This window comes from Sphingomonas faeni (genome assembly GCF_030817315.1).
Taxonomy (GTDB): domain Bacteria; phylum Pseudomonadota; class Alphaproteobacteria; order Sphingomonadales; family Sphingomonadaceae; genus Sphingomonas; species Sphingomonas faeni_C.
The window spans coordinates 3,217,806-3,243,184 of record NZ_JAUSZF010000001.1 but is presented as its reverse complement, the minus strand read 5'-3'; the positions used below and the strand labels follow the sequence as shown (position 1 = coordinate 3,243,184).

Below are 25,379 nucleotides of genomic sequence, written 5' to 3'. Positions count from 1 at the left end.
CGCACAGTCTGGATCAAGTCTCAGGAATGTCTGCGTTGGAGAGGCGCCCAAACGATTTGTGATCGAGACAAAACCGATCGGCGGGCTTTAGGCGCCAAGATTGAGGGAGGCCGCTCCAGAACCGTTAATGCGGTGCCGGTCTTGGTGCCGTGTAGTGATCTAGCCAAGCAAGCGTCTCATTGTACACGTCGCGCACGTTGGCGGGTGAGGCGGCCAAACTATGGTTCTCGCCCCAGTAGCGCAGCAGTCGGGCGGTTTTTCCCTGACGGCTAAGGGCGAAATAGAACGGCTCGACCTGCGCTAGTGGGTCGCGCAGGTCGAGTTCGCCGTGAATCATCAGCAGCGGCGTGTGGACGCGATCGACATGCGCCAGAGCGGACCCACGCGCCCATCGTTCGGCCGCAGCATAAGGTGGCATATCCCCGTAAGCGTTTTCGTAGATTGACCAGTTCGCCGACTTTTCGTCCTCGAAGCCCGGATAGCCGCGTGCGGCGGGGTCGAACTGACCCCATGCCTGCGCCGGGTCGGTAATCCCGGCTACCGCGATTGCGGCGCGAAAACGGTCGCTTTGCGAGACGAGCGCATAAACAGTGTAACCGCCGAAACTCTGCCCCATCACCGCAACGCGATCTGGGTCTGCGATGCCGAGGCCTGCAAGTTTGTCGATCGCTGGCATTACTCCGCCAGGCAGCGCCGCGTACACATCCTCCTTGCCGTCGCGCGCGGTTGGAATCGATGGGACCAGTACGACGTAACCGTGCGCTGCGTAGAGCTGGAGATTGTAGATTCCGGGAGCATAGCGGTTTAGCCAGAAATCATCCAATCCGCTCACCTGATACCCGCCGTAGACCCAGGTAAGAACAGGATAGCGCCGGCCGGGCCTGTAATCAGGCGGAAGTATCACCGCTGCTTTGAGCGGGGTTCCAACCGTGGAGTTGTAGTCGATAATCCGTCGCTCGCCCCACGCTACCGCATCGAGATGACGGTCGAGCCTCAGCAGGTCCCGCTGGGCACCACTTTCCAGACGAGTGTCCCGTAGAAATAGACCCGCGGCCGTCTGTTCGCTCCAGATCAAACCGCGATTATCGAACGCATGAATCTCACCTGGTGCAACGCGCGCCGTGGCAACAAGACGTCCATTTGCCGCGTCGATCTCGTCGATGATGCCGTTCGTGGTGAGCAGGATCTTCGACGTCCGCTGTGCTGGATCGTCGGGGAAGAGGATCGAAGCGTCTTTTCGCAAGGCATTGCCGATCGGGGTAAGGGAGGCAGCGCGAGGGTCTAGTCTGGCAAGGCGACCATCGGCTACCGTGGCTAACACTCCATCAGCACGCCGACGGAAAGTGACAGGACTTGCCGCCAGCGCCGCAGTGACATTTACTGGTGCGTGTTCACGAGTCGCAAGCCACCAATCATCCCGTTTCCCATCTTTTTGGCGTGCGCGAAGAAGCAGGTGTTTCGCGTCGCTCCAGAGCGCGATCGGTCGCCCGGCTTTCTGGCCGAGCGATGAGGTAGCTGTCACGAGGTCTTTGCCGATCCCGTCAACGGCTACCGAAGCGGCGTCCAGCACGAACGCCGTACTGGTTCGGTCCGAAACCGCGCTGCGCGCACGGAATGCGACATGTCGGCTGTCAGGCGACCAATCGAGCATTTCCAGCGGCAACCGCGCAGCAGAAGGCAGGGCAGCCCATCGCACTGGCGCGCCCGGTGTGAGGTCGACCATGCCTAGCCGCTTTTCGACATGCCAATCGCCATTATTGAATGGCGGGGCGACGCCGTTCGTGAAGGGCAGCTTTCGTACCGGTGCTAAAATCGAGATCCGCCGCAGATCCGGTGCAATCGATACCGTCAGTTCGCCCGAGAAGGGATAGATCGGCACGTCGGCTACCGGAGCCGTGATACCGCTTTTTGCATCTACGATTGTCAGTGTCGCGCGCCACTGCGCTTCATCGCGGGGGATACGCGCCTCTCCGCTGCCAACCGCCGTGACGGTAGGCGTACGCCCATCGCGTAGGGCCGCGCGCGTCCGAACTGCCTCATCGAACGGGCGGCCATACTGGTCCAACAGCGCGGAAACCTGACCTGACGGCAGCATCAGTGCGACCAATCGATGATCGTCGAGCCATGTGAACCCGGCATTTTCGTCGTCCGTGCGGCACGTGTGCGCGATAGACCCGCCGTCAGCGCCACCACGCACGTCGAGCGGGTAAAGGCCCGAGCCGTAGCGGCCCTGAGTCATCACAGCCGCTGAAGACAATCGGCGGACATGGCCGTCAACGCGGTCCCACACGTAGAGTCGGACGTTGTCGCCACCGCGAGGCTCGACACCCTCTGGACTGGTCGAAAGCATCGCAAGCATCCGTCCATCAGGCGACCAGGTTGCGCACCAAAAGCCCGCAGCGTTTGCCGCCCCGTTGGACAGATTGCGCCGCTCGCCAGTTCGACGTGAAACCAGCCACACGTCAGACCGCGAGGGATCGGTTTCGTAGGCATTGCGTCCCGCCGTCTCCCCGGCACGTGCAGGCCGTGGGACTACCGCGGCCACCCACTCTCCATCCGGGGATGGTGTCACCCGGTCGAGCGAAACCGTATCGAGAACGTCGTCGATCGTCAGCGCGTGGCGCGCTGGTGCCATGCCGAGCAGCAGCGTCATGAGAACGCCGCCAAGCACCTTTTCTAATCTCACGTCGATACTCCTGCGACATTCGGGACTTCGCCGGCAGTGCCGCCGCTTGATCAGAGCTGAGAACGCCGATGTTCTTAGCGTGGCAGGGCACTAGATGGACGGCAAGATCGGCTTCCAAAAATGAACGGCGATCAGGATGGTAGCAACAGTTAGATCTGGTCATGAACGCTCGTGACTTTCGAATTTCATGACGTGCGGGAACCGAAGGTGTGGGTCCGTCTTTCCCGAGAAAGGTCGCAAAAGTGCTAGTGCGGGACGTCAGCTAGGCTCGCGCCATCGAAATGCCACGTTCGGTCGATCTTCTGAGGTCATTAGCGATGGCGAGGTGTGAGACGACCGTGAGGGCTGACCTGCTGTTAACTAAGTCTGCTAGCCCGCCAAACGAGCGTGTGGCTTCCAATGACGGCATCAACGACGCGCAATCGAATAGGGGTAACACCCGACCGATTTCAGGCAGCGTACATCGATCCTATCGGCCGATCTCTACGTCTCGGTGTGCCTAAACAGTTTGATCTGGAGCGTTGATATGCCTCATGCTCCGCGAGCTTGTCGTCTAAAAAACTATTCAAGTATTTTGGCCTGCACCTTCGCCTTGCAAATAGTATTTCCTAGCGGGGCCTTTGGTCAGGTCAATTACAGTCTACCCGTAAGAGTAAGGTAGATACGCATCTTACTCCTAACCGCAATGGTTGTGATGGATCGTCGGTATCCGAGGTAGTGGTTTGCGGCAGACGTAGTGCCGAAGAAAAATATAGAATCCCAAAATATCTCCGGGAAGAAGCGGGCGACCCCGTAGTCAAAGACCTGCAAAGTCGACTAGGCCCGAGTTATACATGTAGTAACGTCGGTAGCGTTCCATGCACGAAAGCCTCAATACCTATATTTTCAGTAAAGAACGGCAAAGCGCAAATCGGGCCATTCAAGTCCAACTGACCAATCATATAGCGCGGCGTTAAATGTCGTGTCTTCGCGTGAGACATTTTGCACTGGGACTGACTTATGAAAGAAAAGATATTTCAGCGGCGCTCCATCACGGCAATCATAATCGCCTCTCTCAGTGCGTGCAGCACTAGCCGGCCTGGCACCGGAAACCCGCAGGTAACGCTGGTAGCGCCATATGAAGTCCTGCCCGCAGGCACCAGCCCTAGCGGGATGGAATACAAGCTCGAAGCATTGGGGCGCATTGACCCGAAGCATCCTGTTGCGCCGGATAGCGACACACAAACGCTGAGCATGTTCGGGCGCGAGGATCTGATCGCCGGGTCCAGCGACGATTACAAGTCAACTGGCTGCAGACCGCTGCCGTCGGCAATGTCGGCGATTGACGAGATCGTACACCGCGCGCGCCAAACTTCCATCGTCGTCATCAACGAAAGCCACAAACGGTCTCGACATCGTGGCTTTGCCGCGGACGTGGCGCAACGCCTACGCCCACTGGGCTACGACACGCTAGCGCTCGAGACACTGTCAAACCCACCCGCTGATGTGCCGGTTCAATATCTGCCCCGATTTATCACGCAGCCGGATCTGCCCTATCTCGAAGACAATGACGGCCAATATCTATCCGAGGCGAGTTATGGGCGGCTTGGGCGGAAAGCCAAGGCGCTTGGGTATCGACTGCTGCGCTATGAGGACAATACGCATAACGAGCAGACCAAGCCCGTCAGCCCGGCTCAGCAAATTGCACTCCGCGAGGAAGCTGAGGCCGTCAACCTCGCCTCCGTTCTGAAGAATCGTCCTACAACCAAGCTTTTGGTCTATGTTGGCTTTTCACATGCGGCGGAAGTTCAGCGGGCTGACGGCAGCATGTGGATGGCGGCACGGCTCAAGTATAAAACCGGCATCGACCCGTTGACCATTTCGCAGACGGCCTGCCGCGGAGGCAGCGGCACCGTTCACCTGTCGGCATTACCATCGGATCAGCCAGCCGGAACGTTCGACCTGGTTGTCGATCATCCACGCGAACGTTTCATGCGCGGTCGACCGGCATGGCGGCAAGAGAAGGGTGATCAGGTCGTCAATATTCCTCGTACATTACACCCGACAAAGGGGTGGCGTGTGATTGAAGCCCGGCCTGTCGGCGAAGCCGGTGAATCTGTCCCGATTGATCGTGTCGCAATTCGGCCCGGTGAAAACGTTGCTCTGATGCTACCGCCAGGGCGCTACAGCCTGAGAATCATCGACGTGCCGGAGATGGGGATCGACCAGAAGTCGTGAATGTACCGGTTTACAGTGAAGCGTGAGCGCAACCGGCATTCGCAACTGCAATCTAAGGTAACACTAGAAAGGCAACGATACATCCGCGTCCGATTTTTCCAGTTCGCAAGTACATAACGAGAGGACAGTTAAGTTGAACAAGCGTACTCATACTCCTCTAGCGAAAGACGCCACTTGCATCTTCCTTGTGGTCACCTTCGTTTGTACCGGGGCTGCGGCAGCTAGATCAGAACAGTCGTTCACTGGGCGATGGCGGATAGACACGGCATCACTTAAAGGGCGCGTTCCGCCGACAGCCTTCACGTTGACCGACGGACATTTTAAACGTGACGATAACAAGACTGTAAAGGCAGATGGACAATTCCACCGTGTATCCGGAAGTGGATACGTTGATGAACAGTCAATATCCGTCGAAAACGACCACGTCATCAAAGAGATTGATAGGGTCCGTGCTCAGCTGGCGTACACCGTTGAATATGTCGTTTCGTCCGATGGAAACACTCTGACATGGCACGTAGCCAGTTTCACGAGTCCGAGTGGCCAACCCGTTACCGGTGAAACTGTGATGCGCCGCATTGGTCCATCGACGAAAGGTGCCCATCTGATCACCGGTAAATGGGAGCGCGTCAGTGTGACAGCCGACTCCAAGAACGACTGGATAATGAAGTTGGACGGCAACCGGTTCAGCTGGCGGACAGACGTTGGGACCGGCTACAACGCGACCATCGGCGGCAAATCGGTCAAGATTGACGGCGACAATTCCGGCGCGCGTGCGCAGATTACAAGGCCACGGCCCGACACAATCGTTGAGACTGACTTGTCAGCCAAGGGTAGGCGTGATGCCGTCCTGACAATGCAGCTTATGCCCGATAAAAACACTATTCGTGCATCGGCAGTAACTTTGAAAAGGAAGACCTCAACCACATTCTATGTTCGTCGAATAAATGAATAGTGTAACGAGTTCAGCGGACTGGAGGGTCCTATCTGTCCGTTTATAAAGCTTTGCAGGTAGAGGTAATGGCTGGCCCGTTTGCGGCACTCCGAATTTCAGATATCGGGTTTTTTATCCGAGCGAGCTCCGGGGCTTCTACCCGTAGGTGTCCCGCACCGCTGCTCCATTGTTGATGCCACCATTCGCTTCCCGAGCGTTCGTCAATTTGAGGCAGCATTGTTCGAGCGTAACGGAGGAGCTCATCAGGCGGGATCAGGTAGCGACCGTCGGCAAGCGCGTGGGACAAATCTTTGGCTATCTCTACGTTCGCGGCCATCGGCATCTCCGCTACGTGATGCTCCAGATCAACGACAAGGTTCTGCTTGGCTGTCGCCCATTCCTCTGTCGTAAATCCCACGGTGGCGAGGTCGCACGCGGTCTTCCGCAAACCCGCGACCGCTGGCTTCCACTGGTACTCGGTAAAGTTGTCCCAGAGCATGATCTGACGGTGACCTTGCTCACCATTCTCGATAAATATGCCTACCTTCCCCCGTGGGCTACCAGGCTGGGGAGCCGCGAGTCGTTCGTTGATCGCACGGGTGGCAAGCAAGTCCATGACTTCCGCCCGCGCCTGAAGAGTGCGGGATGAAGGCGGTTCAGGTGTCGGCATAACGACCGTCATGAACGCGGTCCGACGCCCTTGAGGAAGAGCAGAGAAGCTGATCGCATGGATGCGATCAGGCTGGAATACCGGAAATGGCGTTTTTCGAGCTTTCGGCCCCATGGGCTTCCAGTCTCCAAAATGCCTCTCAATCAGTGCCCGAACTTCGTCGGCCTTCACATTTCCGACGACAACGATCGTCATATTTTCAGGGCGGTACAGGCGCCGGTACAACCCGCGAATGGTGCTGATGCTGGCAATGGGCACATCATCCGAATTCTGCGCATCGATCACGTCGTTGGGCGAGCCAGGCGCGACCTCCCCGATGTAACTGGCGTAAATCTGATTACCGAGCTTCTTGTCTGCCATCTCCCGAACGACCTCGCCGCGGGAGGTATCGACCGCATCCATGCGAAGGCTCATTCCCGATGCAGCGTCCCTGAGCAGGGTCAGCAACGAATTAAGATCACTTGAAGCCGTTGTTTTGGTTGCAAGGTAATAATTTGTCTCCCGCCACGACGTGGAACCCGCATTCGGTGCCGGGAACGTCAGCGGCAAACCAATGCGCTTCAGGTGGTCGAGATCGTCCGGTTCAGAAACCGTTGGGCTGTGAAACGCGATATGCTCGATCAGATGTGCCAGACCCCGCTCACCGGGGCGGCGCTCGGCGATGAAGCCGCCCTTCATTGCGCATGAGTAGGCCGATGCCAGGATCGTCGCCATGTCGGGGCAAGATCGCGAATTGCACACCGTTCGCGAGTTCGCCGGTTACAGGTGAGCCCCAATCATTCTTGGATGGCGGTTGGTTCGTGGCATCTGGATTGATGATCTCGGGAGCAGGCATGTTCTTTGCAGCGAGGCCGGAGAAAGACGCAATCAACAAGGGAAGGGTTATCAGGCTTGCTGAAGTTCGGCCGTATTTGCGCATGAAAGGGCTACCCCGTTACCTTCTAACTGCCCACGGCAGTGCTTAGATTATCCGCAGGCTGGATCGCTGATGTGCCAATTTTAAGGCAGGACGGTGAAAGGACGATCGGTGATCAAGCCCTCGTGCCGGATCCGTTCTCCTGGCGGATGGGGCGATGGCTTACCTACTTTTGTTTGCGTGGGAGGGTCATGCTTCGGCTTGTCCTGATCCACTTTGCAGCTTGGATCAGCACGTCGTCCATATGGCTGGTGCCACCTGCCTCTTGCATGGAGTGGTCTAAGTCGGCGAATTCCCAGTACTCTGCGTTGGCCTTTCCGGCTGTTCGCAACATTGTGTGACCAGCCCGCGCAGTCTCGACAGGGGATGATCGATCGCGTGCACCGTGTATGAGGAGAACGGGTGCCGGGGTCTGCGCGAGACTTCGCGCCGGTACCAGATCCACGGCGTCGTCCCACCAGCGGTAGCTGAGCCCCGCCCAACGCTCGTCTCCTGTCGGGCGTTTGTGGGCAGCAGCGTAGACGGATGGAGCTTCGGCCGCCATCTCGGGCGGGATCGCTGCGCGGATAAGGTCGCCGATTGCAACACCGGTCCCCGACGAAAGAACAACTACCGCTTTTGCCTCCGGCACCAAGGGCGCGAGCAGCGCCGCGACTGCTCCGCCCTCTGAGCCGCCGAAAATCACGATTCGCCTGTTCCACCATGGCTGTCGCCGAAGATCGGCGATCACCCGCAGGCAATCCTCGACGCGAAGACTGAGCGTATAGTGGTCCCAATACGCCTTCGGGCACCCATCGATGGTGGTCGCGTCGCCTTCAAGGCCGACGCCGACCTTATCGATCAGTAGTGTCCGCGCATTCGGGCTGAGGATATTCGCAGCGTGATGTAGATTCGGCTTTTCCGACACGGCTTCGCAGCCGGTACCCTGCATCACCAGAACCACCTCTGATGAACGATTTTGTCCTTGTTCCAGCCAGTAACTGATGGTGCTCCCATCAGCTCGATCTACGGTGTGTCGAGCCAGTTCATGGGAACGGGCCTGAGCCTGTACTGAAAATATGGACAGCGCGAGCAGAAGAGCGGCTTTCATAATCCTCCGTGTCGGAACGTGCATTTTTTAGAATAGAAGCAGCGCATTGGACTGCGGCATAGTCCCTAAAAGGGTCGAGCGTCCGGTGCTTCCTGGGAACTGCGCTTGTTCTCAACCGGGGCACTCACTTCCGTATTGAGCTATGAGCTGCGCCGCACGGGCGGCAATTGGATCCAGTCCTGCCTCTTGGCGTAGTTCGGCTAACTCGCTTTCATTTTCCAGTGGTTCGGGGCGCCAGCCCTTTGCGTCGCAAGTGAACTGCGTATCGTAGCGTTGTTTCCCTACAAGGGGCAGCATGACCCTGTCGTAGAGGAGGGCGTAGCTCTGGCGATCCACCTCGCCTCGTCCTGCTAGCGGAGTAATAAGACGTAGGACGCGGAGCTGAAACACCGTATCGTCGTCGGAATGCTGAGCCAGTAGCCAAGCGTTCCCTGAGGCGACTTTGCCGACTTTGAAGATCGCCGGCCAACGTGCGCGACCGGGTCCCAAACCGTTTCCAAGCCGCGTACATTGATCCGTTAGGTCGCTCTGTCCGGCTGGGTCTGCGCAAGCTTTTTTAAAAACATGCGGTCCGCACAGTGTTGTAAAGTGACAGCGGCTAAACGGCCTTAAGTTGCCGGATCAGTTCTGATTGCCCCTGACGACGGATCCGGGGTTCCAATTTAGGATCACGGATTGAAAAGGCGGCAGGCTTCGCAAAACTCTATGCGATCTCATATTGAGAAGCGGCGGGCGTATCTGTAAGGCCCTTAAGTGCATCAGGAACTCGGTACGGGACAGCGATATGCGTTCTTGTAGCTCTGCCCCCAGCAACGGAGGAAGCCGTCGAGAACGCGAATGTTCATCGGCCAGCGGACCGTCCTTGGTTTGCCGTCCGGACCGACCGCGTCCTTGAGTTCGGCCGGGCGAGGCAGAGCTGAGAGTTGTGCACGAGCAGCTTCCAGCCTCCGGCGATCTCCACGAAGGAAAGCGATGCTTCCGTCCACGTAGAGGTTCCATCCCCACTTCGCATCGTCAGCTGCGGGATGCCTCCCTGCTTGGAACAGCCTGATAGCTTCATCATACTGGCCAACATCGGCCCGTAGCTGGCCCTCATGCCATGAGAGGAGGGTATCGGCAGGTCCCATGCTTCCATGCGCCTTCCGCCAGACCTGAATCAGATCGGCAGCTTCCTTGACACAGCCTTTCGTTTCAAGCGTCCGCCATCCCCCACTCATATCCTGATCGAACGCCGGAAGATCGAGCGCCAACATGGCGGATCGATCATATTCGCAGTGGGTCGCGCCGTCAGCGGGAGACAGTACGGCAAGAGCAAGCGCTGCTACGATCATCGCGTATCCTTGTTTATCGCAGTCCTACTTAAGGACGCCCGATAGGTCGATCTAGAAGATACTGAAAGGGATGTCGCACCGGCTTTGCTTTGGGCATCCGCGGATGGCCCGGGCGCAGACGGGCATGCAATCCCGACCTTACCGCTTAGGCGTGATGATGCTCGAACAAGTGGCCATAGCCCGGCCCGCTTCTAAGCGGTCCGATGACGACAGAGACGCGAAGAGGGCATCGTAATCTGCCCGATAACGCTGCTCGCGCCATCCTGGCCTATTGCAAATCCGCCCTTATGCGTTCTTGAGTGGCCCGTTGTTCGTTAGAGAACCGGACGGCGTCCAGACCTGAACCAGTAAACAAGGCTGTTGTGTGCTGTCTAAGACTTGCCAGATACTGCTCCGTTGATCGCAGCTAAAAGTCGTCTCGCGGCAACGTCACATCATACCAAAAGCGCTTCACCCGTTCCCTACTTTGGCTCGACACACGGGAGAAATCACGTTGGCGGCGGCGGGCTTCCCAAAATTCGATCGAGAAATGGGAAACGGAATGTCGGCAACGAAAAGCGAGGTTCGATGAATTGAGATTATTCGACAGCGGTGTTCATGGTCGACTATTATTCGACGGTTAGGAGAGGTTCGATGCCCAGCAGGATTGAGGCGCTGATACCGACGCCCCCGCCGGAGCGGATCGACGCATTGCAGAATCTCATTCTTCGGATCGTGGATTGTTTGGATGCTGACGAAGAGTGCGACGCGCTCATCGCCGAAGCCGATACGCTGGCGGGATCGCAGGGGTATGATAGCGTCACGTTTAGCAACCTGTACAGTTGGACCAGCGAACGTGATTTTGCGGCGTTGGCAGCGATGGGACCTCCTCCGGGCATCCCCGACCTTACCGTTCAGGAAGTTGCGGAATGCATCGGCGTCATCGAAGCTGCGGACGAACCAAGGAGCAGCTTTTGCCTCGGTATTCTAGAGCGCACTTTCCCTAACGTACCGATCTGCGACATGATTTATTGGCCTAAGGCGGCAGCATCATCCGACGATCTAGCCGCGGAGATTGTCAGGCTAGCCAAGGAGCCTCTCCCTACTCTGCCCGCCCCATAAGTGCCCGGGAATGAGTTCTGCAGGTCTGGTTTTCTCGATTGGGGTGGAGTTTTGGGAACGGCCTCAAGGTTGAGCGCAGGCGGTAGCCCTGGTCGCTATGGCGCTGATGCTGCCCTCAACCGCTCGATGGTCTGACGTTCGAATGCCTGTGGATCTTGAGCGGCAGTTACGAGGAGGCGGCTGTCGAGTGCCATTGCAACGTTACCGCTGGCAAGCATGATGCCCGCATCACATGCGACTGCAAGCGTCCCAAGATCATGAAGCGCGGTCATTAGCGTCAGTCCGTTATCGACCATCGCACGCAGCGCTTGGCGAAGATCGAACGCGGCAACAGGGTCGAGCCAGTTGAAGGGCTCGTCTAGTATCACTCGTGTGTGGCCTTGCGCGAACGCAAGGCCGATCGCGATCCGCTGGCGCATACCAGCCGAGCAGTCGCCAATCCAGCGGTCGAGCAAGGCGTCCAGACCGAGCGCCCCGCGGAGTGGACCTAAACGCAGCCAAATCGTCTCGATATTACCACCAACCAGTTCCAGCACCTCGCGTCCGCGCAGCGCGTCGGGCAGTGTGTCAGCTGGTGGCGAAAAACCAAAGTGCATCGCTCGCGCCGGCCGATCCGCAATCATCTCCACGCCGGCAATGCGGCATGATCCGCCGGCGAATGGCAATCGCCCCGCGAGTGCGCGAAGCAGGCTGGTCTTACCCGACCCGTTTGCCCCGATCAGGCCGAACCACGATCCTTCGATGACCCGCAGGTCAACGTGGCGAACGACACGCTCGCCCGTGCGCTCGACCGATACGGCAGTGAGGTCGATGATCGGTTTCATGCAAGCAACCAGGTCCTTGCCGCCGAGCGGCGCTGCAACTGCCACAGGATGGCAATGCCGACGAATGGCAGGACGATCGGCATGGAGAAAGCCGTAAGAATGAGCAGTCCCGTCAACATCGAAACGATGAAATCGGCGAAGCCCTTGCCGTGGATACGATAGGCGAGGGTTCGCATTGCCATCAGAAGCAGCGTCGCGATTGAGGTTGCCGCAACGACGAGGGCGAGGGCAGGTCCGAATGCGAAAGCGCAGACCGGTGCCGCTATACCGACGAAGAGCATCGCACCGCGCGCTTGGCGACCGATGATGCGCCATGCGCCCCGCCCTGCGATCGTCTGGAAGCGGACGTTGCTGTCATCGACGATCGTCAGCGCCAACCCGGATAGGGCGGTCTCGATACCAGCGACTACAAACAAGGCGTCACCCCGTAGGTATTGAGCCGTAAACGCCAGTGACAGAAGCAATATGGCGGCAGCGAGGATTCCGGCGCCGGGTCGATGAATCCATGATCGGAGCACCCGGCCGAACCCCGCCTTGCCCGAGCCAAAGCCGGCTATGAAGAAGTTACCTGTTACATGCCCGACGAATGCACCAATCAGATAGCCGGGTAGACTGGCAATCAGCAGGGATGGGCGGGCTATGACCGTGAAAATTGCCAGCAGTGTCAGCCCGATCGTACACCATGCGATTAGGTAACGCTCGCGGAGCGCTGGACACAGGGCGTCAGCCGCCAAAGGCCCATCGAAGGATTGAAACGCAAGCCTCATCGCGATTTGACGGCCGGCGGTCAGACCGATCAATATGCCGGCACCGAAGGCTGTCCATGCGGCGATCGGCCATGCGCGATCCAAAAGCCATGAACGCGCGGCCGCGAAAGCGAATAACAGCATCGTTGCCGCGATCAGCCGGTCATGCCAACTCGAAAGAGTAGCGCGCGCAGTATTGATCGCGATCCGACGATCGTAGCAAAACAGGCGCGCACGCGGTCCTGCCCCTCTCCCAGCCATCAAACTCACTTCGCTTTTCGCCTTTCGGGTCGAATTCTAGCGGAGAGTACAAGTTCCGCACAACGCCTATTACGATGCCGTAGCTTTGCGTGATTGGGTAGTCTTGAATCAGCAGGACTAAATGTCCGCTAATTGGGCGCTTTCGGCCAAACAATTTTCTTGATCATAATCGAATTTCGGTAATAGCCGGGTTGGGGAGGAAGGCGAACATGCCAATCTAGACTTATCAAATTCCCCCGGTAAAAAACAACATGTGTGGCATCGCGTACACACTGCTAATAAAGGCTAATAGCGCAAGTCCTTTAGCCCCACGCCTAAAGCTATTAGCTAGGACCGCGCATGTCAAAATGGTAATTAGAAAGGCAGCAGGGATGCCAAGATAATAGGTAATCTGTCCGGAGTTAGGCAGGTCCGGCAAATGCAGGCTCTTTGCCCCAGAGTAAACCGAGAATCCCGCGATTAGTATCAATCCCCATATTGAGGTTGCTACCATAATTAGAACGTTGGCGATGCGCATACGCAGGGTATGATACGCGGCTTCAATGTCCGCAAGTAGGCGAATAGTGACCTAGCCGGCTTTCCCAAAAACGATCGAATTTCGGGAATGTCCGGGATGGAAGGAGAGCGGTTAGTCCGCTTCTGGCGGCGCACGACGGTTCATGCGATTAGATGCCGATGGGTGCTCTTCACAAATCGGCAGCTTCGGTCGGCTTCTTCGGCGATGACCTCGATCCGATAGCGATCACGACTGCTCTCGGCGCTGAGCCGACTGTAGGGGTGCGGACGGGCGGAACGTGGCGCACTAGCACTGGAGCAGAAAAGGTCGCTACGCGAGGCTCGTGGCGCATGGTGGCTGAACGACGCGAGCCGGCTGATCTGGATGGCCAAATCAACGATCTTCTAGACGGCTTATCAGACGACTGCTCAGTATGGCGATCGTTGTCGCACCTGTTTCGCGGGAGGGTGTTCTGTGGCTTGTTCCTCGCGAGCGGGAACGAAGGGTTGACCTTGCGTTCCGAGACGCTCGCCCGCCTTAGCGAGAGGGGCCTCCTGCTTGATCTCGACATCTATGGTCCGGATGACGCTACCTAGCTTAGCCGAATAGGCCCGAAGCTGAACGAAGGACCGCTTTCGAGCAAGCCGAGCTGACCTGAACTGCAACAAACAGGTGTGAACGGAATAGCCGGGATGGAGAGGAAAGCGGACGTTGCGTTAGCAGCGGCCTTGCCGGAAGGTGATGCCCGCTAGACTAGTGCGCCCGATGGGGTAACCAGCTGCTAACCCCATTAGCCTAGGAATCTTCGCTACCCTGAAAAGCCACACTTGAAGACTTCGCCCTTCGCAGCGACATACATTATCACGTCTACGACACAGTCTAGGCATTGCTCTTTTTCTTTGACGTCAACGCTCGGGTGAAATGTTAACCCCGAACGAGTTTTAAGGAAAACGGAGCCTACCTCCAGTCCACATTGGCGCTCCAAGGCTGCGGCAAATAGTTCGTCAGATATAAAATTACGCCGTTCGGGAAAGTTTGCTAGGACACCATACTTTTCGAGTTTGGCGCGGGCAGCAGCAAGTTTACCTGGCATCTCAATCTCACGCACTCTGGCGTCATACGCCTGCTGCAATTTAGCGTCGTGAAAGGTCACTAACTCGGTGCCAGCTACCTCACGCACACAATCAAATTGCTCGCATGTTACTCCTGCCTCATGCGCAATTATAATTTCATATCCTTGTAAGTCATGATCGTACTCGACCGCGAACTTACCATTCCGAAGACCGCATTGTAGCAACTTCTGCGTCAGGGTCGATGGATAAGAATGTGGTGAAACTGGGGACATGTCGATCATTCAGTGACTTTAGCGGCCGATCGCCGCAGGGCAACTGGGAGAGGTAAGCATCCGTATTTGTCACGAGTTTGGCAGTTCGGAGCTAACCTAGTCGACCGTACGCTGTCGAACCGGCTTTCTCGCGAGCGATCGAGTTTCGGGAATGGCCGGGTTGGAAACAGCCGACTGTGGTTTCCCGATCTCATTTGACATTCCTAATGGCAAAATCACAAGTTTGCATCAAAACAGCAATGGGAAGCTAGCGAGTGACGCCCTCTAGCGCACGAGCTTGCACGTGTTACGTTACGCCATGCTTGCTCGCACTATACTTATAATCGTTGCGAGGTTGATCGCGGCCTCTGCGACCGCACAAACTTCCAATTCTGCCACCACGATCATGCCAAAGCCGGCGTGCCCGGGTCACTTTGGGGAACCTGTTGCGATCACCGCCGCTCCCCTAACAGTTGAGATGCTGGGGGGCAGCTATCGGGCACATCCCGGCTGGCCAGATCCCGGTGAGCCACGCGTGGATCAGCTTCGTTATAGTTGGGCGTTGATGCTGCACTCATCTGACCCACGCTTTACCGACTTTGATCTCTCTCCTGGCGCAGTGCACTCGCGAACATCGGGATGCTGGTTTTCATGGACCAGTATCCAAGAAAAAAGCGGCATCGTGGGCACTTCCAACGCTCGCATCGGGAACAGCGGTTACGTGAATGATTTTGTCCCGGCGCGGCCTGCCGTGACACCAAATATCGTTGGCTACCGTTTCGTTGCAGCCGATGGCAACGTTTATCGGGACGGCTACACTTCGGTTGGGGTATGGAACGCCGAAGACCTGACAGAGCGGTCGCTGGTCGTCGCCTTCGACGGCAAACGGTTCCTTATCCTTGCGACATTGCCCGTTCGGTTAGGAGCTATTTCACAACTGCCCGACCTTCATACTCAAGCCTATCACCTAACGCTGATCGGCGAAGGCAAGCGTGGTCAAAAAGTAGCTTGGATGCGGCTGGTCTGGTTCTAACCCATCGAATTTTGGGAATGGCCGGGTTGGGCGTTAAGCGGAATGGCCGGAATAGGGAGGAAAGCGGTCCGGCCGTTTTCGGGCAGCGATCGGCGTAACCGGACGTTCGTTCAGGCTGTGGAGCAGGGGCCGACGGACCGTTTTCTGGTGGAAACGGTAATGGCTGCCTTCGGGCAGTCAGCGTTAGCGAGCTGCCGTTCACGAGGGAGAAGGCATACCTGCTTTTCGTGACGGACGGTATGACCGCGACTCTCGGACATCAAGACCCTAAGCAAATCATCGGCGGTTGTGTACCGGCGGCAAAGGCGCTTTTGGTCCACATCTGACTAGCTCCGGCGCGCGAACGCGAGCACGCGCTCGCTGAAATGCGTTAGCTCCTGGTCGTTGATCGCTTCCGTCTCGTAGGCGGCGTTGGCATCGTGGTGAAAGCGGTTCACGTAGACGAGCAGCGCGCGTAGTTCGTCGATGTCGGCTTGGCTTAGCAGCTGGTTTTGCTGGCCCACCCGCTGCTGACAAATCCCGAGGTACGGCCCAAGTAGCATGCCGGGCGGGAATGCGGCCGGATAGGCGACGCGCATGAAGGCTTCGAGGATATGGCGCAGCGCGACCGCGACCCGCCGCTCAGCTGCCGGATTCGCCGCCTGCAGGTATTGCTGAACGAACGCGTGGCGTCTGTCGTGTTCGGTGATGCAGTCCTGGTTCACGTCCCAGACCGCCAGCGTCGAGCCCACGGTATCGCGCTGGATCAGCAGCGCTTGCCGGACGGCCGGGGTGGCGCCTTCCCAAAGCTGGCACAGGAAGGGCTTGGAATGCGAAAGCACGATGATCTGGCTGGCCCGCGCCTGCATGCGGCGCATCTCCTGTACGGTGGTTATGGAACGGTGCTCGTCGAGGCTCGTCATGGGATCGTCGATGACGAGGATCTTCTGCGCCAGCTGCGGATCCTGGTCGAGCGACGCAAAGAAGAAAGCGAGCGCAAGCGTGTTGCGGTCGCCGGCGCTCAAGGTGTTGCGGAAGGCGGGACCGGCATTCGCGGTCAGCGCCACCTGCACATTGTTGATGACGACGCTGTAAGAGCATGAGGATCCGCCGCGGGTGTTCTGGGCGCTGACAGAGGCCAGCCGGAACCCGGCATTAAAGCGCTGCAGGTACGTGTTGATAGCCGCCTCATAGGCGGGAAAGATGTTTTGGCGATAGTTGTTGAGTGCCGTCCGAGCCTGCGCGCGCAAAGTTTCCGTGGCGGTCTTGCCCGCCTTCTCAAGAAGGTAATCCTCGCAGAGGTCCTTGACTGGATTGCTATGGCGCGCGCCAACGGCCTGCAGGCGGGCGATGTCAGCCGCACGCGCGCCGACATCGGCGTTTGCCGCCTGTTCCTTCACGACGGCGATCGGCAGGTTGCACGCCTGCAGCGCGGCCGACAGCGCCGCAACCTCAGCACGGCGGGCATCATATTCCTGAATGAGGGCATGGGTTTCGGGTGCCAGCGTCATTGCTTCAAGTGGCGATAACGCCTTGGCGCGCAGCAACGTCAGGACCGCCTCGCGTGCAGCGCGTCCAAGCTCGTAGGACAGCAGCCGTATCCACCTCGACTTCGGGAACGTCGGTGAATTCATTCCAGAAAGTACGCCACTGTGCGGCTATGCGCACGGCCCGTTCGAAAGCGGCCGGCACTTCGCCGCCATGGGTCGTGTTGATACCCTGGCCCGTCGCCGTGATCGCCAATTTCAGACCGTCGTAGGCTTGGCTGAAAAAGGCGCGATAGTGCGCAATGAGGGGGGAGCCATCCAAATCCTGCGCACAGAACGGGCAAGCCTCGTGCTCCCGCTTCACCGACGCGCCAGCAATACGGGTCATCCCATCGGACACCCATGTCTCGCCGCCCCGGCCCAGGCTGCGCAGCTGCACCCGCACCTGTGCAGCGGCCTCGGCCTCGAGGTCCGGCAGTGTCCGGGCCAGAAGCGCGGCGATGCCATCAGCTTCGAAGATGGGAAGTGTGATGGGCGCAAAGCTCGCCTGCTGGCGGATCGCATCTGCAGAGCGTGCGGCCGCAAGGTTGCGCTCGGCCGTGGTAATCGAAGCCTCGATGTCGGGATCCGCAGCGAGAGCGCAGAAATCATCCACGTTTAGGCTGCCGCGCGCAGGCGCCGGGATGGCGTTTGCTTTCAGCGTCAGCGCCCGGTTGTGCTCCTCGATGCGCGCCACGTGGCCCTGCAGCGCCGCATTGAGCGTCACGCCCTGCGCGCCAAGGATTAGTTCGTGCAGGTTCTGGCGGTGACCCGCTTCGACCTCGACGCCCGAGCAGACATTCGCGGCGATAAAGGCATCATCGAAGATGGCAAAACGCGGCATAGGGGCCGACCAAACGCCATTCTGAAACTGCGCAGTGACGCCCCCGGCAAAGGCCAGCACGATGTGCGGCGGGTGTGCTGCCCCAAGGCGGTGACGCTCCAGCACATGGCTCGGATCGCCCGTGCCGAGCGAGCGCAGCACGGACGAAATGGTCGTCTTGCCGCGTCCGTTCTCACCATAAATCAGCGTTAGCGTCGAGAGCGGGATCTGTGCGCCCGCACTGACTGAAGCGTACTGACCGACATTGCGAAGTAACTGAAAACGTTTGAGCAAAGCATCCCCCCGGATCGCGATTTCGATGCCAAGCAATGCCATCGGCACCATAATGCATGAAGACTAGGGGACCGCGAAAGCCCTACATCCGAAAACATGATATTAAATCTTGAATAGTAACGAGTTTTACGCAGGCGGAGAGTCGCTCCGAACCTCCCTGAGATTCGCTGCCGTCACTGACTTTTCAAGATGCAGCCCTTGCCCGCGGCTCCCCTGAAGCGGCTGCCTAGCTCAAGGACGCCAGCCTCAATCGCGAATTCAAGTCAAGAACCTGCACCTGAACCGACGTCCGCTCCCGGGTAGCCTCCAAGCCACTTGGTATGGCCTCATGTGCGTCCTCATACCGGTCGGCAAGCGCGGCGATGAACCGGACCGGCCGCCGATGATGTTTACTGTAAACCAGCGGCAGGCTTAGTGGTTGCGTGTTCCCGCGTAACGAGTCCGTTCGTTTGAGAGTGTTCCGCGCGAGACGTCTACGATCGGGGGCTGAAGAGTAGTCCAGTCAACATGCCACGTCACGATTTGTAAATCGTGGGTGCGCGGTCGCGGCCCCACGACATCTCAGATTTACACGCGTAGACGGGTGTAGTAAAAATCTTCGTCAAAGCCGAACGGGCCGCCGTTACGCGGATGAACCTAACCGTTCGATGTGCCACCGGTGAGCGGATAGATCCGCATAGTTGAATTGGGAGTCAGCCGATTAAGATGCCCGTCGGTGAAATTCTGAGCGCCGACGGACAGGGTGAATTACTTGAACGTGTAGCTCAGTTCCAGATCGGTGGTGAACTTGCCATCGAACGTCTGGTTCGCGACGCCGACTGCCCGACGTGACCATCGAACCCGAGGTCTAACTGCTTTACGAGTCAGGCTTGCTACCCGTGGCGCGCAGCCAGCCTGTTATTGAGTATCGCCTCCAAGCCGCCGCACGCGTTACTTCGGACACGCTATGCATTTGTGGTACTCTGAACAGATTCAGAGTGTTGAACCGGGGTTCCAGGGCCCGCAGCCACCCTTTGCCGTCCGAATGGAAAACCAGTAGTCCACCCCATTCGGTTCGCCAGATGGGATTGAGACCGAGCACATAGGCGGCACGACGATTGCGCCCATCGACGGCATCGTCATGACCGGTGAGAAAATCCCCGGGCCCATAGGCCGTGGCCTGGGCGTCGGCGAAATCGATATCCCCGGCCCCCGTGACCGTCCGTAGGAACGCGCGAGGCTCACCCGATGAGAGCCACGAGGCAAACGCAGCGAGTGGATCGTCGCTGGCGCGACGTGACGCCTCGTCATCGGGAACGCGTATCGTTTCATACCGGAATTGAAAGCCCCTGCGGGCAGATGCGTAGACTGCATTGTCCAAGGCATCGCGCTGGGCACTGGACATGGCGGCCCGCGTGGCACGGTCCAATTCAATCGTGCGATCACCACTATTTACGAGGTAGCGCCAGTCCGTCCGCTTTCTCAGCAGGGAGTGGAGGGCTGCGGCGCATTCGGCTTCGAGAAAATCCGCTATGTGCAATCGACCATCACGCGCGAACTGATCCGCCAACGCGGTTGCATTGAGTGCTGGGTTCACGGAAAAGCGATAAGATGACATGCCGTCCACCCTATCGCACGCGATGCTCCCGCGTCGACGATCCAATGGAAAATACGATCACGTGATGCAGCGTCTGTTCGACATCAATCCGACGATAGATGTGACCACGGCGTCGACCGTCTTCGCGCGTGATCATCGCGTACAGATACGCGATTTCCTGACCGACCACACGGCACGGGTCGTTCGTCGCGTTCTCCAGCACGAAACGCCTTGGGGAACGGCATGGCAGGCCGGCACCAACGGTCCTTCTTCGATGCGTCAGCAAGAACTGCGTGCGATGTCGGCGGATCGCCGAACCGCGCTCGCAGCGGCCGTGAACACCGCGGCCGCATCACGGGATTATGCATTTCGTTTCGCGCATTATCCCATGGTCCATGCCTACATCGAAAAGTGGAATGCCAGGGGTCTCCACGATCTGCTTGTCGAACACCTGAATGACGCGCCGTTCTTGAACCTCGCACGGGCCGTGACCGGCATACCGGAACTCATCAAAGCTGATGCACAAGCCACGTTCTTCAGTGCCGGCGACTTTCTCGCTCTTCACGACGACAGTCATGCGGCGGAGGGACGCCGCGTAGCGTATGTCCTGAACGTCGCTGATGACGACTGGCACACCGACTGGGGCGGATATCTCAACTTTCTCGACGATGATGGCGATGTCGTCGCCGGATGGCGTCCGCGGTTCAACGCGTTGAACTTGTTCCGCGTGCCTCAGAGGCATCAGGTCAGTTACGTCCCGCCGTTTGCGCGCGCGTCGCGGTTTGCCGTTACGGGGTGGCTTCGCGACAGATGATGCACGGTGCCGCGAGCCTACGCGACCGCGCTCTGGCTGCGGCGCGGTCTGGAGACGATGCCGTTGCGGTCCGCCTCTTCGCCGAAGCAGCTGTGCGATATCCCCGCGATGCCGCCCTGCTGAACAGCGCGGGCAATTTTCATGCAAGAGCCGCACGTCACGACGAGGCCTTGTCATGTTTCGACAGGGCGATCGCCGCTAACGCCGATTTCGGCGAGGCCATCGTCAATCGGGCGATCACACTCGCGGCAATGGGTAAGCAACGCGAGGCGCTTTCAACACTCTGCGCCGAGGAACACCGATTACGGGGACTGCCACGCTATTGGTCAGCGCGTGCGGGTCTCGAGGTAGCGCTGGATGATCGTGTCTCAGCGTCGCGCAGCTACGAGCAATGCTTGTCGCTCGCGCCCACGCACGCATTGGCGCTGCATGGACGCGCACGGATGGCGCTCGACCGCGGCGAAGATGACATGGTGGAGCGTTTCGATCGCGCGCTTGCCCTGGCACCGGGTGATGCCCTGCTCTGGCTGGGACGCGCAAACGCGCTCGATCACGTGGGACGTACTGCGGAAGCGCGCCAGATAGCCGAAGCACTCGTCGAGCAGCTTCCGGAATGGCCGGACGCACTCGAACTGTTGGCACAATTGCGTTGGGCGGCCGGAGAACGGCAGGACTTCTGCCTGCATTACGCAGTCGCTGTCCGTCGCTTTCCCCACAATGCTCTTCTGTATCGTTCGTGGTGCCGCATGCTAGCAGGCGTCGATCACTATCATGAGGCTGCCGATGCAGCAGGGATCGGTCACCGGGCATGCCCCGAGGACCCCGAACTCGCGTTGCGCGAAGCCGTTCACCGGGGCGAAGCCGGTGAAGACGACGTCGCGGAAGCGATCTTCGCGCGCCTGACCCTGGACACTGACGATCGGTCTATGCACGAAGCGCGTCACTGGCTGCGGCGCGAGGAGCCGGAGCGCGCCGAACGCCTCCTCGCCCCGATAGCCGAGGCCAACGGCCCCGTCGCGGCGTGGGCGCTTCGCGATATCGCCTGGCGGATGCTCCAGGATCCGCGGCATGCTTGGCTTCACCAGGACACGTTTGTCCGTCTCCTGCCCCTCGAGCTGAGTGACCGTGATCTGCATGCAGCGATAGCCGTGCTTGATCGTTTTCACGACACCGCTGCCATGCCGATCGGCCAGTCGGTCCGCGACGGCAGCCAGACGCGCGGCGGACTGTTTGATCGCGGCGAAGCTGAGATCGCGCGGTTCCACGAGGCGGTTGTGCGAACGATCACACGATACCGGAATGCGCTTCCGCCTCGCGATGATGGGCATCCGCTACTGCGGTATCGCGATGCTCCCATGCGCGTCGCCGGTAGCTGGTCTGTCAGACTGATGCAGGGCGGGTTCCATACGGGCCATATCCATCCCGAAGGCGTTCTGTCTTCGGCATGCTATCTGTCAATGCCCGAACCGGAGAGCGCAGACCCTTTTGCCGGAGGATTGGAACTTGGCCGTCCGCCCGCCGATCTGCGGCTCGCGCTGCCACCTGTTCAGATCGTTAAACCCGAGCTGGGTTTCTGCGCATTGTTTCCGAGCACGCTGTACCACGGCACGCGTCGCTTTAGCACGGGCAAGCGCATGACAGTCGCGTTCGACGTCGCCCCCTACCGCTAACCGTTTCATAAAATAAGCGCCCGTACGGTTTCCCGTACAGGCGCTGATGGAACAGGTTCTGAAAGGCGGCGGGCCGCAGCCCGCCGCGTACCGGATCAGAACTTGAAGCGGGTCGAGACAAAGAAGTCACGACCAAGCACATCGTAAGTGCTGGGGTAGGTGTTGGCCTGCTGCTGGTTGAACCCGAGGATTCTCGGATTCTTGTCGAACAGGTTGTTGACGCCCATCGACAGGTTGTACTGATCCGTGATGTCGAACGAGAAGCTCAGATCGATCAGGTTGTACGCGGGAATCCGCTCAACGAAATAGTCCGTGCTATCGTCATCGTCACGTACTGCCGACAGGTGCCGCCAACGGACGCTTGTCGTAAGGCCACCGTCCATCCACGATACGCGCGACGTCCACTTGTACTTGGGCGTCGGGTTTCCACACGCCAGGACACCGAACCTGCCGGCGCACTCGTTGACCGTGTCCGGCAACTCCGCAACCGGCGTGAGGTCGTTCTTCCGCGTATAGGTGCCGAGGAAGAAGAAGGAGAGCTTGGAGTCTCCATTGCCCGTCAGTGAAAGCGGGAAGCGCGTTTGGTAATCGACCTGAACGTCGACACCTTCGACCTTCAGCGTCGACACGTTCGCATTGCCGATAAGCGGTGGGTTGCTCGCGTCGAACTGCCCGAGTGCGTTGCGGGTGCCCACGAACGCCTGACAATAGGGGCTGTTGATGTCCTGGACGACGTTATAGCAAAGATCGAGCGAGTTGGCCAAACCACCACCAAGCGTCGAGACCGTGTTTTCGACCTTGATGTTGAAGTAATCCGCCGTCATCGACAGGCCAGGCAGGAAGCTGGGCCGCAGCACGATACCCGCGGTGTAGGAGTCAGACGTTTCCTCCTGCAGATTCGGGTTGCCGCCAGTCCGGTTCTGGATCTGCGTATTCAGCTGGACGCCCGGCGTACCAACCAGTGCGGCCGGAACGCCCGTCGCGACGCATAGAGCGTTCGTTGTACCGTTGGATGCTGCAGCGGCCGTTGCGCAAGGGTCGACCGCCCCCGGAAAGTTCACCGCCCCGCCTGCAAACAGCTCGGCTACGTTAGGAGCACGAACTGCATGCTGATACTGACCGCGGAAGCTGATATCGCGGATTGGCGAGTAGGTGATGCCGCCTGCATAGGTCCAGACGCCGCCTACATTAGACAGCGAATAGTCCGAATAGCGTCCTGCACCGTTTATTTCCAGGTTGTAGATACCTGCGGTGCGCGCGGCGATCGGGACGAGAATTTCGCCGAACAGTTCCTTCACGTTGTAGCTGCCTGCAGTCGGGTCGCCGGCATTGAAGCCGATGACGTCGCCAGACGACAATGCGGTGTCGGGAATGAACTCGGACGTCATCTTGCGATATTCGCCACCCGCGGCGATGCTGACGTCGTCGCCGCCGAAGCCGAAGTTGAACAGGCTGCCGGTTACCGATGCGTTGGCGACCTGCAGCACGGACGTATCGCCGTTCTGCGCGAGGATCGTGATCTGATCGACCATCGCCGGGGTCAGTGTGTTCGGTCCGAAGATGTTGATCGGGGATGCCGTACCGTTGAGCCCGGCCTGGAAAGCCGACCGCGAGATGTTGCCGGACTGGACGTTCGAGTTCCGCGTACGGGCATAGCTGTAATAGGCGTCGTAGTTGAAGCCTTCGATGATACCTCCCTTCACGCCGACGAGCATGCGGAACGCGTTACGCTCGTCGAGCGAATTGCGCGATCCGGTCTCGACCACGCGACGTGACACCGAAAGCGGAACGACACCGTCGCCCACGGTGTTGCCGGCTGCTACTACCGAGTCCAGCTGACGCAGCGCTGCTATATTCGCCGCGTTGAGGAACGGCGAAACCGATGCGATGTTGACCTGGAACGTGCCCGTGACCGGGGTCGCCGCTAGCTCGTTGGCGACGCGGTTGTTGACGAACGATGCCTCCAGGTACGCTGTATTGCCGCCGCCCATGTCGTAATCGGCGTAGCCCCCTATCAGGTAGCGCTCCTGCGGAACCTGAAGAAGGTTTGCCGGCGCGAAGTTGTAAAGGTCCGTTCCGACCCGCGGTCGGCTGACGCCTGGCGCAGTGAAATAGGCCCCGCCGCCGCAATACACGTTGCCGGTCGGGCAGGCTGAAGGCGCGAAAGTCGAGGTGAACCGGCCGTCGGGCGTCGTCGAAGAGCCACCGGGGACGAGCGCCGAGGAATCGCCGTTCTCGCCCAGTGCTTCCCGAGTATAGCTGCGTGCTCCTTGGAAGATGGGTTCACGACGGTAATATTCGCCGTAGACGGTCGCATGGCCGCGGTTGTCATTCAGCGCAGTGCCGATCGCCAAATAGCCCTCGTAACGACGACCGTCGCCGCGCTCGGTCAGATTGTACTGACCACCGGCCTCGACACCGGTCAGATCGGTCCGCAGGCGGAAGTTGACGACGCCGGCTAGAGCGTCGGAACCGTACACGGCCGACGCCCCGCCGGTTACGACATCGACACCCTCGAGCAGGAAAGCCGGAATGGTGTTGAGGTCGGTGATCTGCGATGAATCGTAGAACATCCAGCGGCGGCCGTTCACCAGTACCAGCGTACGGTTCTCACCAAGACCGCGCAGGTTGAGTGTCGAGACCCCGCCACCTGGATTGTTCGAGAATGACGTGCTGCCGGGAATGACCTGCGGCAGCGTGTTTATCACCTGCTCGACGTTGACGGTGCCAGAAAGCTTGAACTCTTCCTGACCGACAACGGCGACGGGAGCGGCGGTCTCCAGATCACGACGCTTAATGCGCGACCCGGTGACGACGACAGTGTCGCCTTCGGCGGGTTCGCCGGTCGCGCTCTGATCGATGTTGTTTGTCGGCGTTCCCGTGCCCGAATCCGATCCCGGACCGGTCTGTGCATAGGCAGGAGCCACGACGGCTGCCGCACTGGCCGCCAACGTCGTTGCGAGTAGACGCGAACGAAAGTTCATAGTGTAATCCCCCTTAGAAGTATGTCCGCAACCATGCTGTGCACGTTCTGCAGCATTCGAAGCCTCGGCCCTCGTCGAGGCACCCAA

At 59.0% G+C, this 25,379-nt stretch carries 20 protein-coding genes; 8 read left to right on the top strand and 12 right to left on the bottom strand.

Going from position 1 to position 25,379, the window contains the following annotated elements; all coding sequences use genetic code 11:
• Nucleotides 1-124 precede the first annotated feature (124 nt).
• Nucleotides 125-2,653 (bottom strand): prolyl oligopeptidase family serine peptidase, encoded by a 2,529-nt coding sequence (locus QFZ54_RS15175; protein ID WP_307088442.1) that lies wholly within the window; start codon nucleotides 2,651-2,653, stop codon nucleotides 125-127.
• A 1,032-nt stretch (nucleotides 2,654-3,685) separates the two neighbouring features.
• Here QFZ54_RS15175 and QFZ54_RS15170 point away from each other — a divergent pair.
• Nucleotides 3,686-4,903, top strand: coding sequence for a hypothetical protein (locus QFZ54_RS15170; protein ID WP_307088440.1), 1,218 nt, complete (start codon nucleotides 3,686-3,688; stop codon nucleotides 4,901-4,903).
• A 133-nt stretch (nucleotides 4,904-5,036) separates the two neighbouring features.
• On the top strand, nucleotides 5,037-5,855 hold the full coding sequence (locus QFZ54_RS15165) for a hypothetical protein (RefSeq protein ID WP_307088437.1): 819 nt from the start codon (nucleotides 5,037-5,039) through the stop codon (nucleotides 5,853-5,855).
• Between the two features lie 40 nt (nucleotides 5,856-5,895).
• Here QFZ54_RS15165 and QFZ54_RS15160 read toward each other — a convergent pair whose 3' ends face one another.
• The 4 genes from QFZ54_RS15160 to QFZ54_RS15150 all read right to left on the bottom strand — a co-directional run bounded on the left by QFZ54_RS15160 (nucleotide 5,896) and on the right by QFZ54_RS15150 (nucleotide 9,841).
• On the bottom strand, nucleotides 5,896-7,218 hold the full coding sequence (locus QFZ54_RS15160; protein ID WP_307088435.1) for a M16 family metallopeptidase: 1,323 nt from the start codon (nucleotides 7,216-7,218) through the stop codon (nucleotides 5,896-5,898).
• A 368-nt stretch (nucleotides 7,219-7,586) separates the two neighbouring features.
• Nucleotides 7,587-8,510, bottom strand: a complete 924-nt coding sequence (locus tag QFZ54_RS15155) for an alpha/beta hydrolase family protein (protein WP_307088433.1) — start codon at nucleotides 8,508-8,510, stop codon at nucleotides 7,587-7,589.
• 111 nt (nucleotides 8,511-8,621) lie between these two features.
• A complete protein-coding gene (locus QFZ54_RS20450; RefSeq protein ID WP_373458546.1) occupies nucleotides 8,622-8,999 on the bottom strand; it encodes a DUF6624 domain-containing protein in 378 nt (125 codons plus the stop codon).
• A 269-nt stretch (nucleotides 9,000-9,268) separates the two neighbouring features.
• Complete coding sequence (locus QFZ54_RS15150; protein WP_307088431.1) at nucleotides 9,269-9,841, bottom strand: hypothetical protein; 573 nt, start codon at nucleotides 9,839-9,841, stop codon at nucleotides 9,269-9,271.
• A 597-nt stretch (nucleotides 9,842-10,438) separates the two neighbouring features.
• Between QFZ54_RS15150 and QFZ54_RS15145 the strand changes: the two genes are divergently transcribed.
• A complete protein-coding gene (locus QFZ54_RS15145) occupies nucleotides 10,439-10,942 on the top strand; it encodes a hypothetical protein (protein ID WP_307088429.1) in 504 nt (167 codons plus the stop codon).
• A 95-nt stretch (nucleotides 10,943-11,037) separates the two neighbouring features.
• Here QFZ54_RS15145 and QFZ54_RS15140 read toward each other — a convergent pair whose 3' ends face one another.
• Complete coding sequence (locus QFZ54_RS15140; protein WP_307088427.1) at nucleotides 11,038-11,766, bottom strand: ATP-binding cassette domain-containing protein; 729 nt, start codon at nucleotides 11,764-11,766, stop codon at nucleotides 11,038-11,040.
• On the bottom strand, nucleotides 11,763-12,773 hold the full coding sequence (locus tag QFZ54_RS15135) for a hypothetical protein (protein ID WP_307089495.1): 1,011 nt from the start codon (nucleotides 12,771-12,773) through the stop codon (nucleotides 11,763-11,765). The genes QFZ54_RS15140 and QFZ54_RS15135 overlap by 4 nt, the downstream gene beginning before the upstream one ends.
• Nucleotides 12,774-13,442: 669 nt before the next feature.
• On the opposite strand from QFZ54_RS15135, the gene QFZ54_RS20445 reads away from it, so the two are divergent.
• Nucleotides 13,443-13,865, top strand: a complete 423-nt coding sequence (locus QFZ54_RS20445; protein ID WP_373458545.1) for a DUF4279 domain-containing protein — start codon at nucleotides 13,443-13,445, stop codon at nucleotides 13,863-13,865.
• 212 nt (nucleotides 13,866-14,077) lie between these two features.
• Here QFZ54_RS20445 and QFZ54_RS15130 read toward each other — a convergent pair whose 3' ends face one another.
• The gene (locus tag QFZ54_RS15130; RefSeq protein WP_307088425.1) at nucleotides 14,078-14,623 is read right to left on the bottom strand and encodes a hypothetical protein; all 546 of its coding nucleotides are present in this window, start codon (nucleotides 14,621-14,623) and stop codon (nucleotides 14,078-14,080) included.
• Between the two features lie 505 nt (nucleotides 14,624-15,128).
• On the opposite strand from QFZ54_RS15130, the gene QFZ54_RS15125 reads away from it, so the two are divergent.
• Nucleotides 15,129-15,626 (top strand): hypothetical protein, encoded by a 498-nt coding sequence (locus QFZ54_RS15125; RefSeq protein WP_307088424.1) that lies wholly within the window; start codon nucleotides 15,129-15,131, stop codon nucleotides 15,624-15,626.
• Between the two features lie 326 nt (nucleotides 15,627-15,952).
• Here the strand turns inward: QFZ54_RS15125 and QFZ54_RS15120 are convergent, their stop codons facing one another.
• Together QFZ54_RS15120 and QFZ54_RS15115 are read right to left on the bottom strand one after the other, a co-directional pair.
• Nucleotides 15,953-17,152: an AAA family ATPase gene (locus QFZ54_RS15120; protein ID WP_307088423.1), complete on the bottom strand. Its 1,200-nt coding sequence runs from the start codon at nucleotides 17,150-17,152 to the stop codon at nucleotides 15,953-15,955.
• Complete coding sequence (locus QFZ54_RS15115; protein WP_307088421.1) at nucleotides 17,121-18,290, bottom strand: AAA family ATPase; 1,170 nt, start codon at nucleotides 18,288-18,290, stop codon at nucleotides 17,121-17,123. Before QFZ54_RS15115 ends, QFZ54_RS15120 begins: the two co-directional genes overlap by 32 nt.
• 663 nt (nucleotides 18,291-18,953) lie before the next feature.
• On the opposite strand from QFZ54_RS15115, the gene QFZ54_RS15110 reads away from it, so the two are divergent.
• Nucleotides 18,954-19,079 carry a hypothetical protein gene (locus QFZ54_RS15110; protein WP_307088419.1) on the top strand — a complete coding sequence of 42 codons (126 nt, stop codon included), beginning with the start codon at nucleotides 18,954-18,956 and terminating at the stop codon, nucleotides 19,077-19,079.
• Nucleotides 19,080-19,104: 25 nt separating this feature from the next.
• On the opposite strand, the gene QFZ54_RS15105 is transcribed toward QFZ54_RS15110, so the two are convergent.
• Nucleotides 19,105-19,845, bottom strand: a complete 741-nt coding sequence (locus QFZ54_RS15105; protein WP_307088417.1) for a 2OG-Fe(II) oxygenase — start codon at nucleotides 19,843-19,845, stop codon at nucleotides 19,105-19,107.
• Between the two features lie 64 nt (nucleotides 19,846-19,909).
• On the opposite strand from QFZ54_RS15105, the gene QFZ54_RS15100 reads away from it, so the two are divergent.
• Nucleotides 19,910-20,638 (top strand): 2OG-Fe(II) oxygenase, encoded by a 729-nt coding sequence (locus QFZ54_RS15100; protein WP_307088415.1) that lies wholly within the window; start codon nucleotides 19,910-19,912, stop codon nucleotides 20,636-20,638.
• Entirely contained in the window at nucleotides 20,635-22,308 is a 1,674-nt protein-coding gene (locus QFZ54_RS15095; protein WP_307088413.1) for a putative 2OG-Fe(II) oxygenase, read from the top strand. The genes QFZ54_RS15100 and QFZ54_RS15095 overlap by 4 nt, the downstream gene beginning before the upstream one ends.
• Nucleotides 22,309-22,403: 95 nt before the next feature.
• Here QFZ54_RS15095 and QFZ54_RS15090 read toward each other — a convergent pair whose 3' ends face one another.
• Nucleotides 22,404-25,292, bottom strand: a complete 2,889-nt coding sequence (locus tag QFZ54_RS15090) for a TonB-dependent receptor domain-containing protein (protein WP_307088411.1) — start codon at nucleotides 25,290-25,292, stop codon at nucleotides 22,404-22,406.
• Nucleotides 25,293-25,379 lie beyond the last annotated feature (87 nt).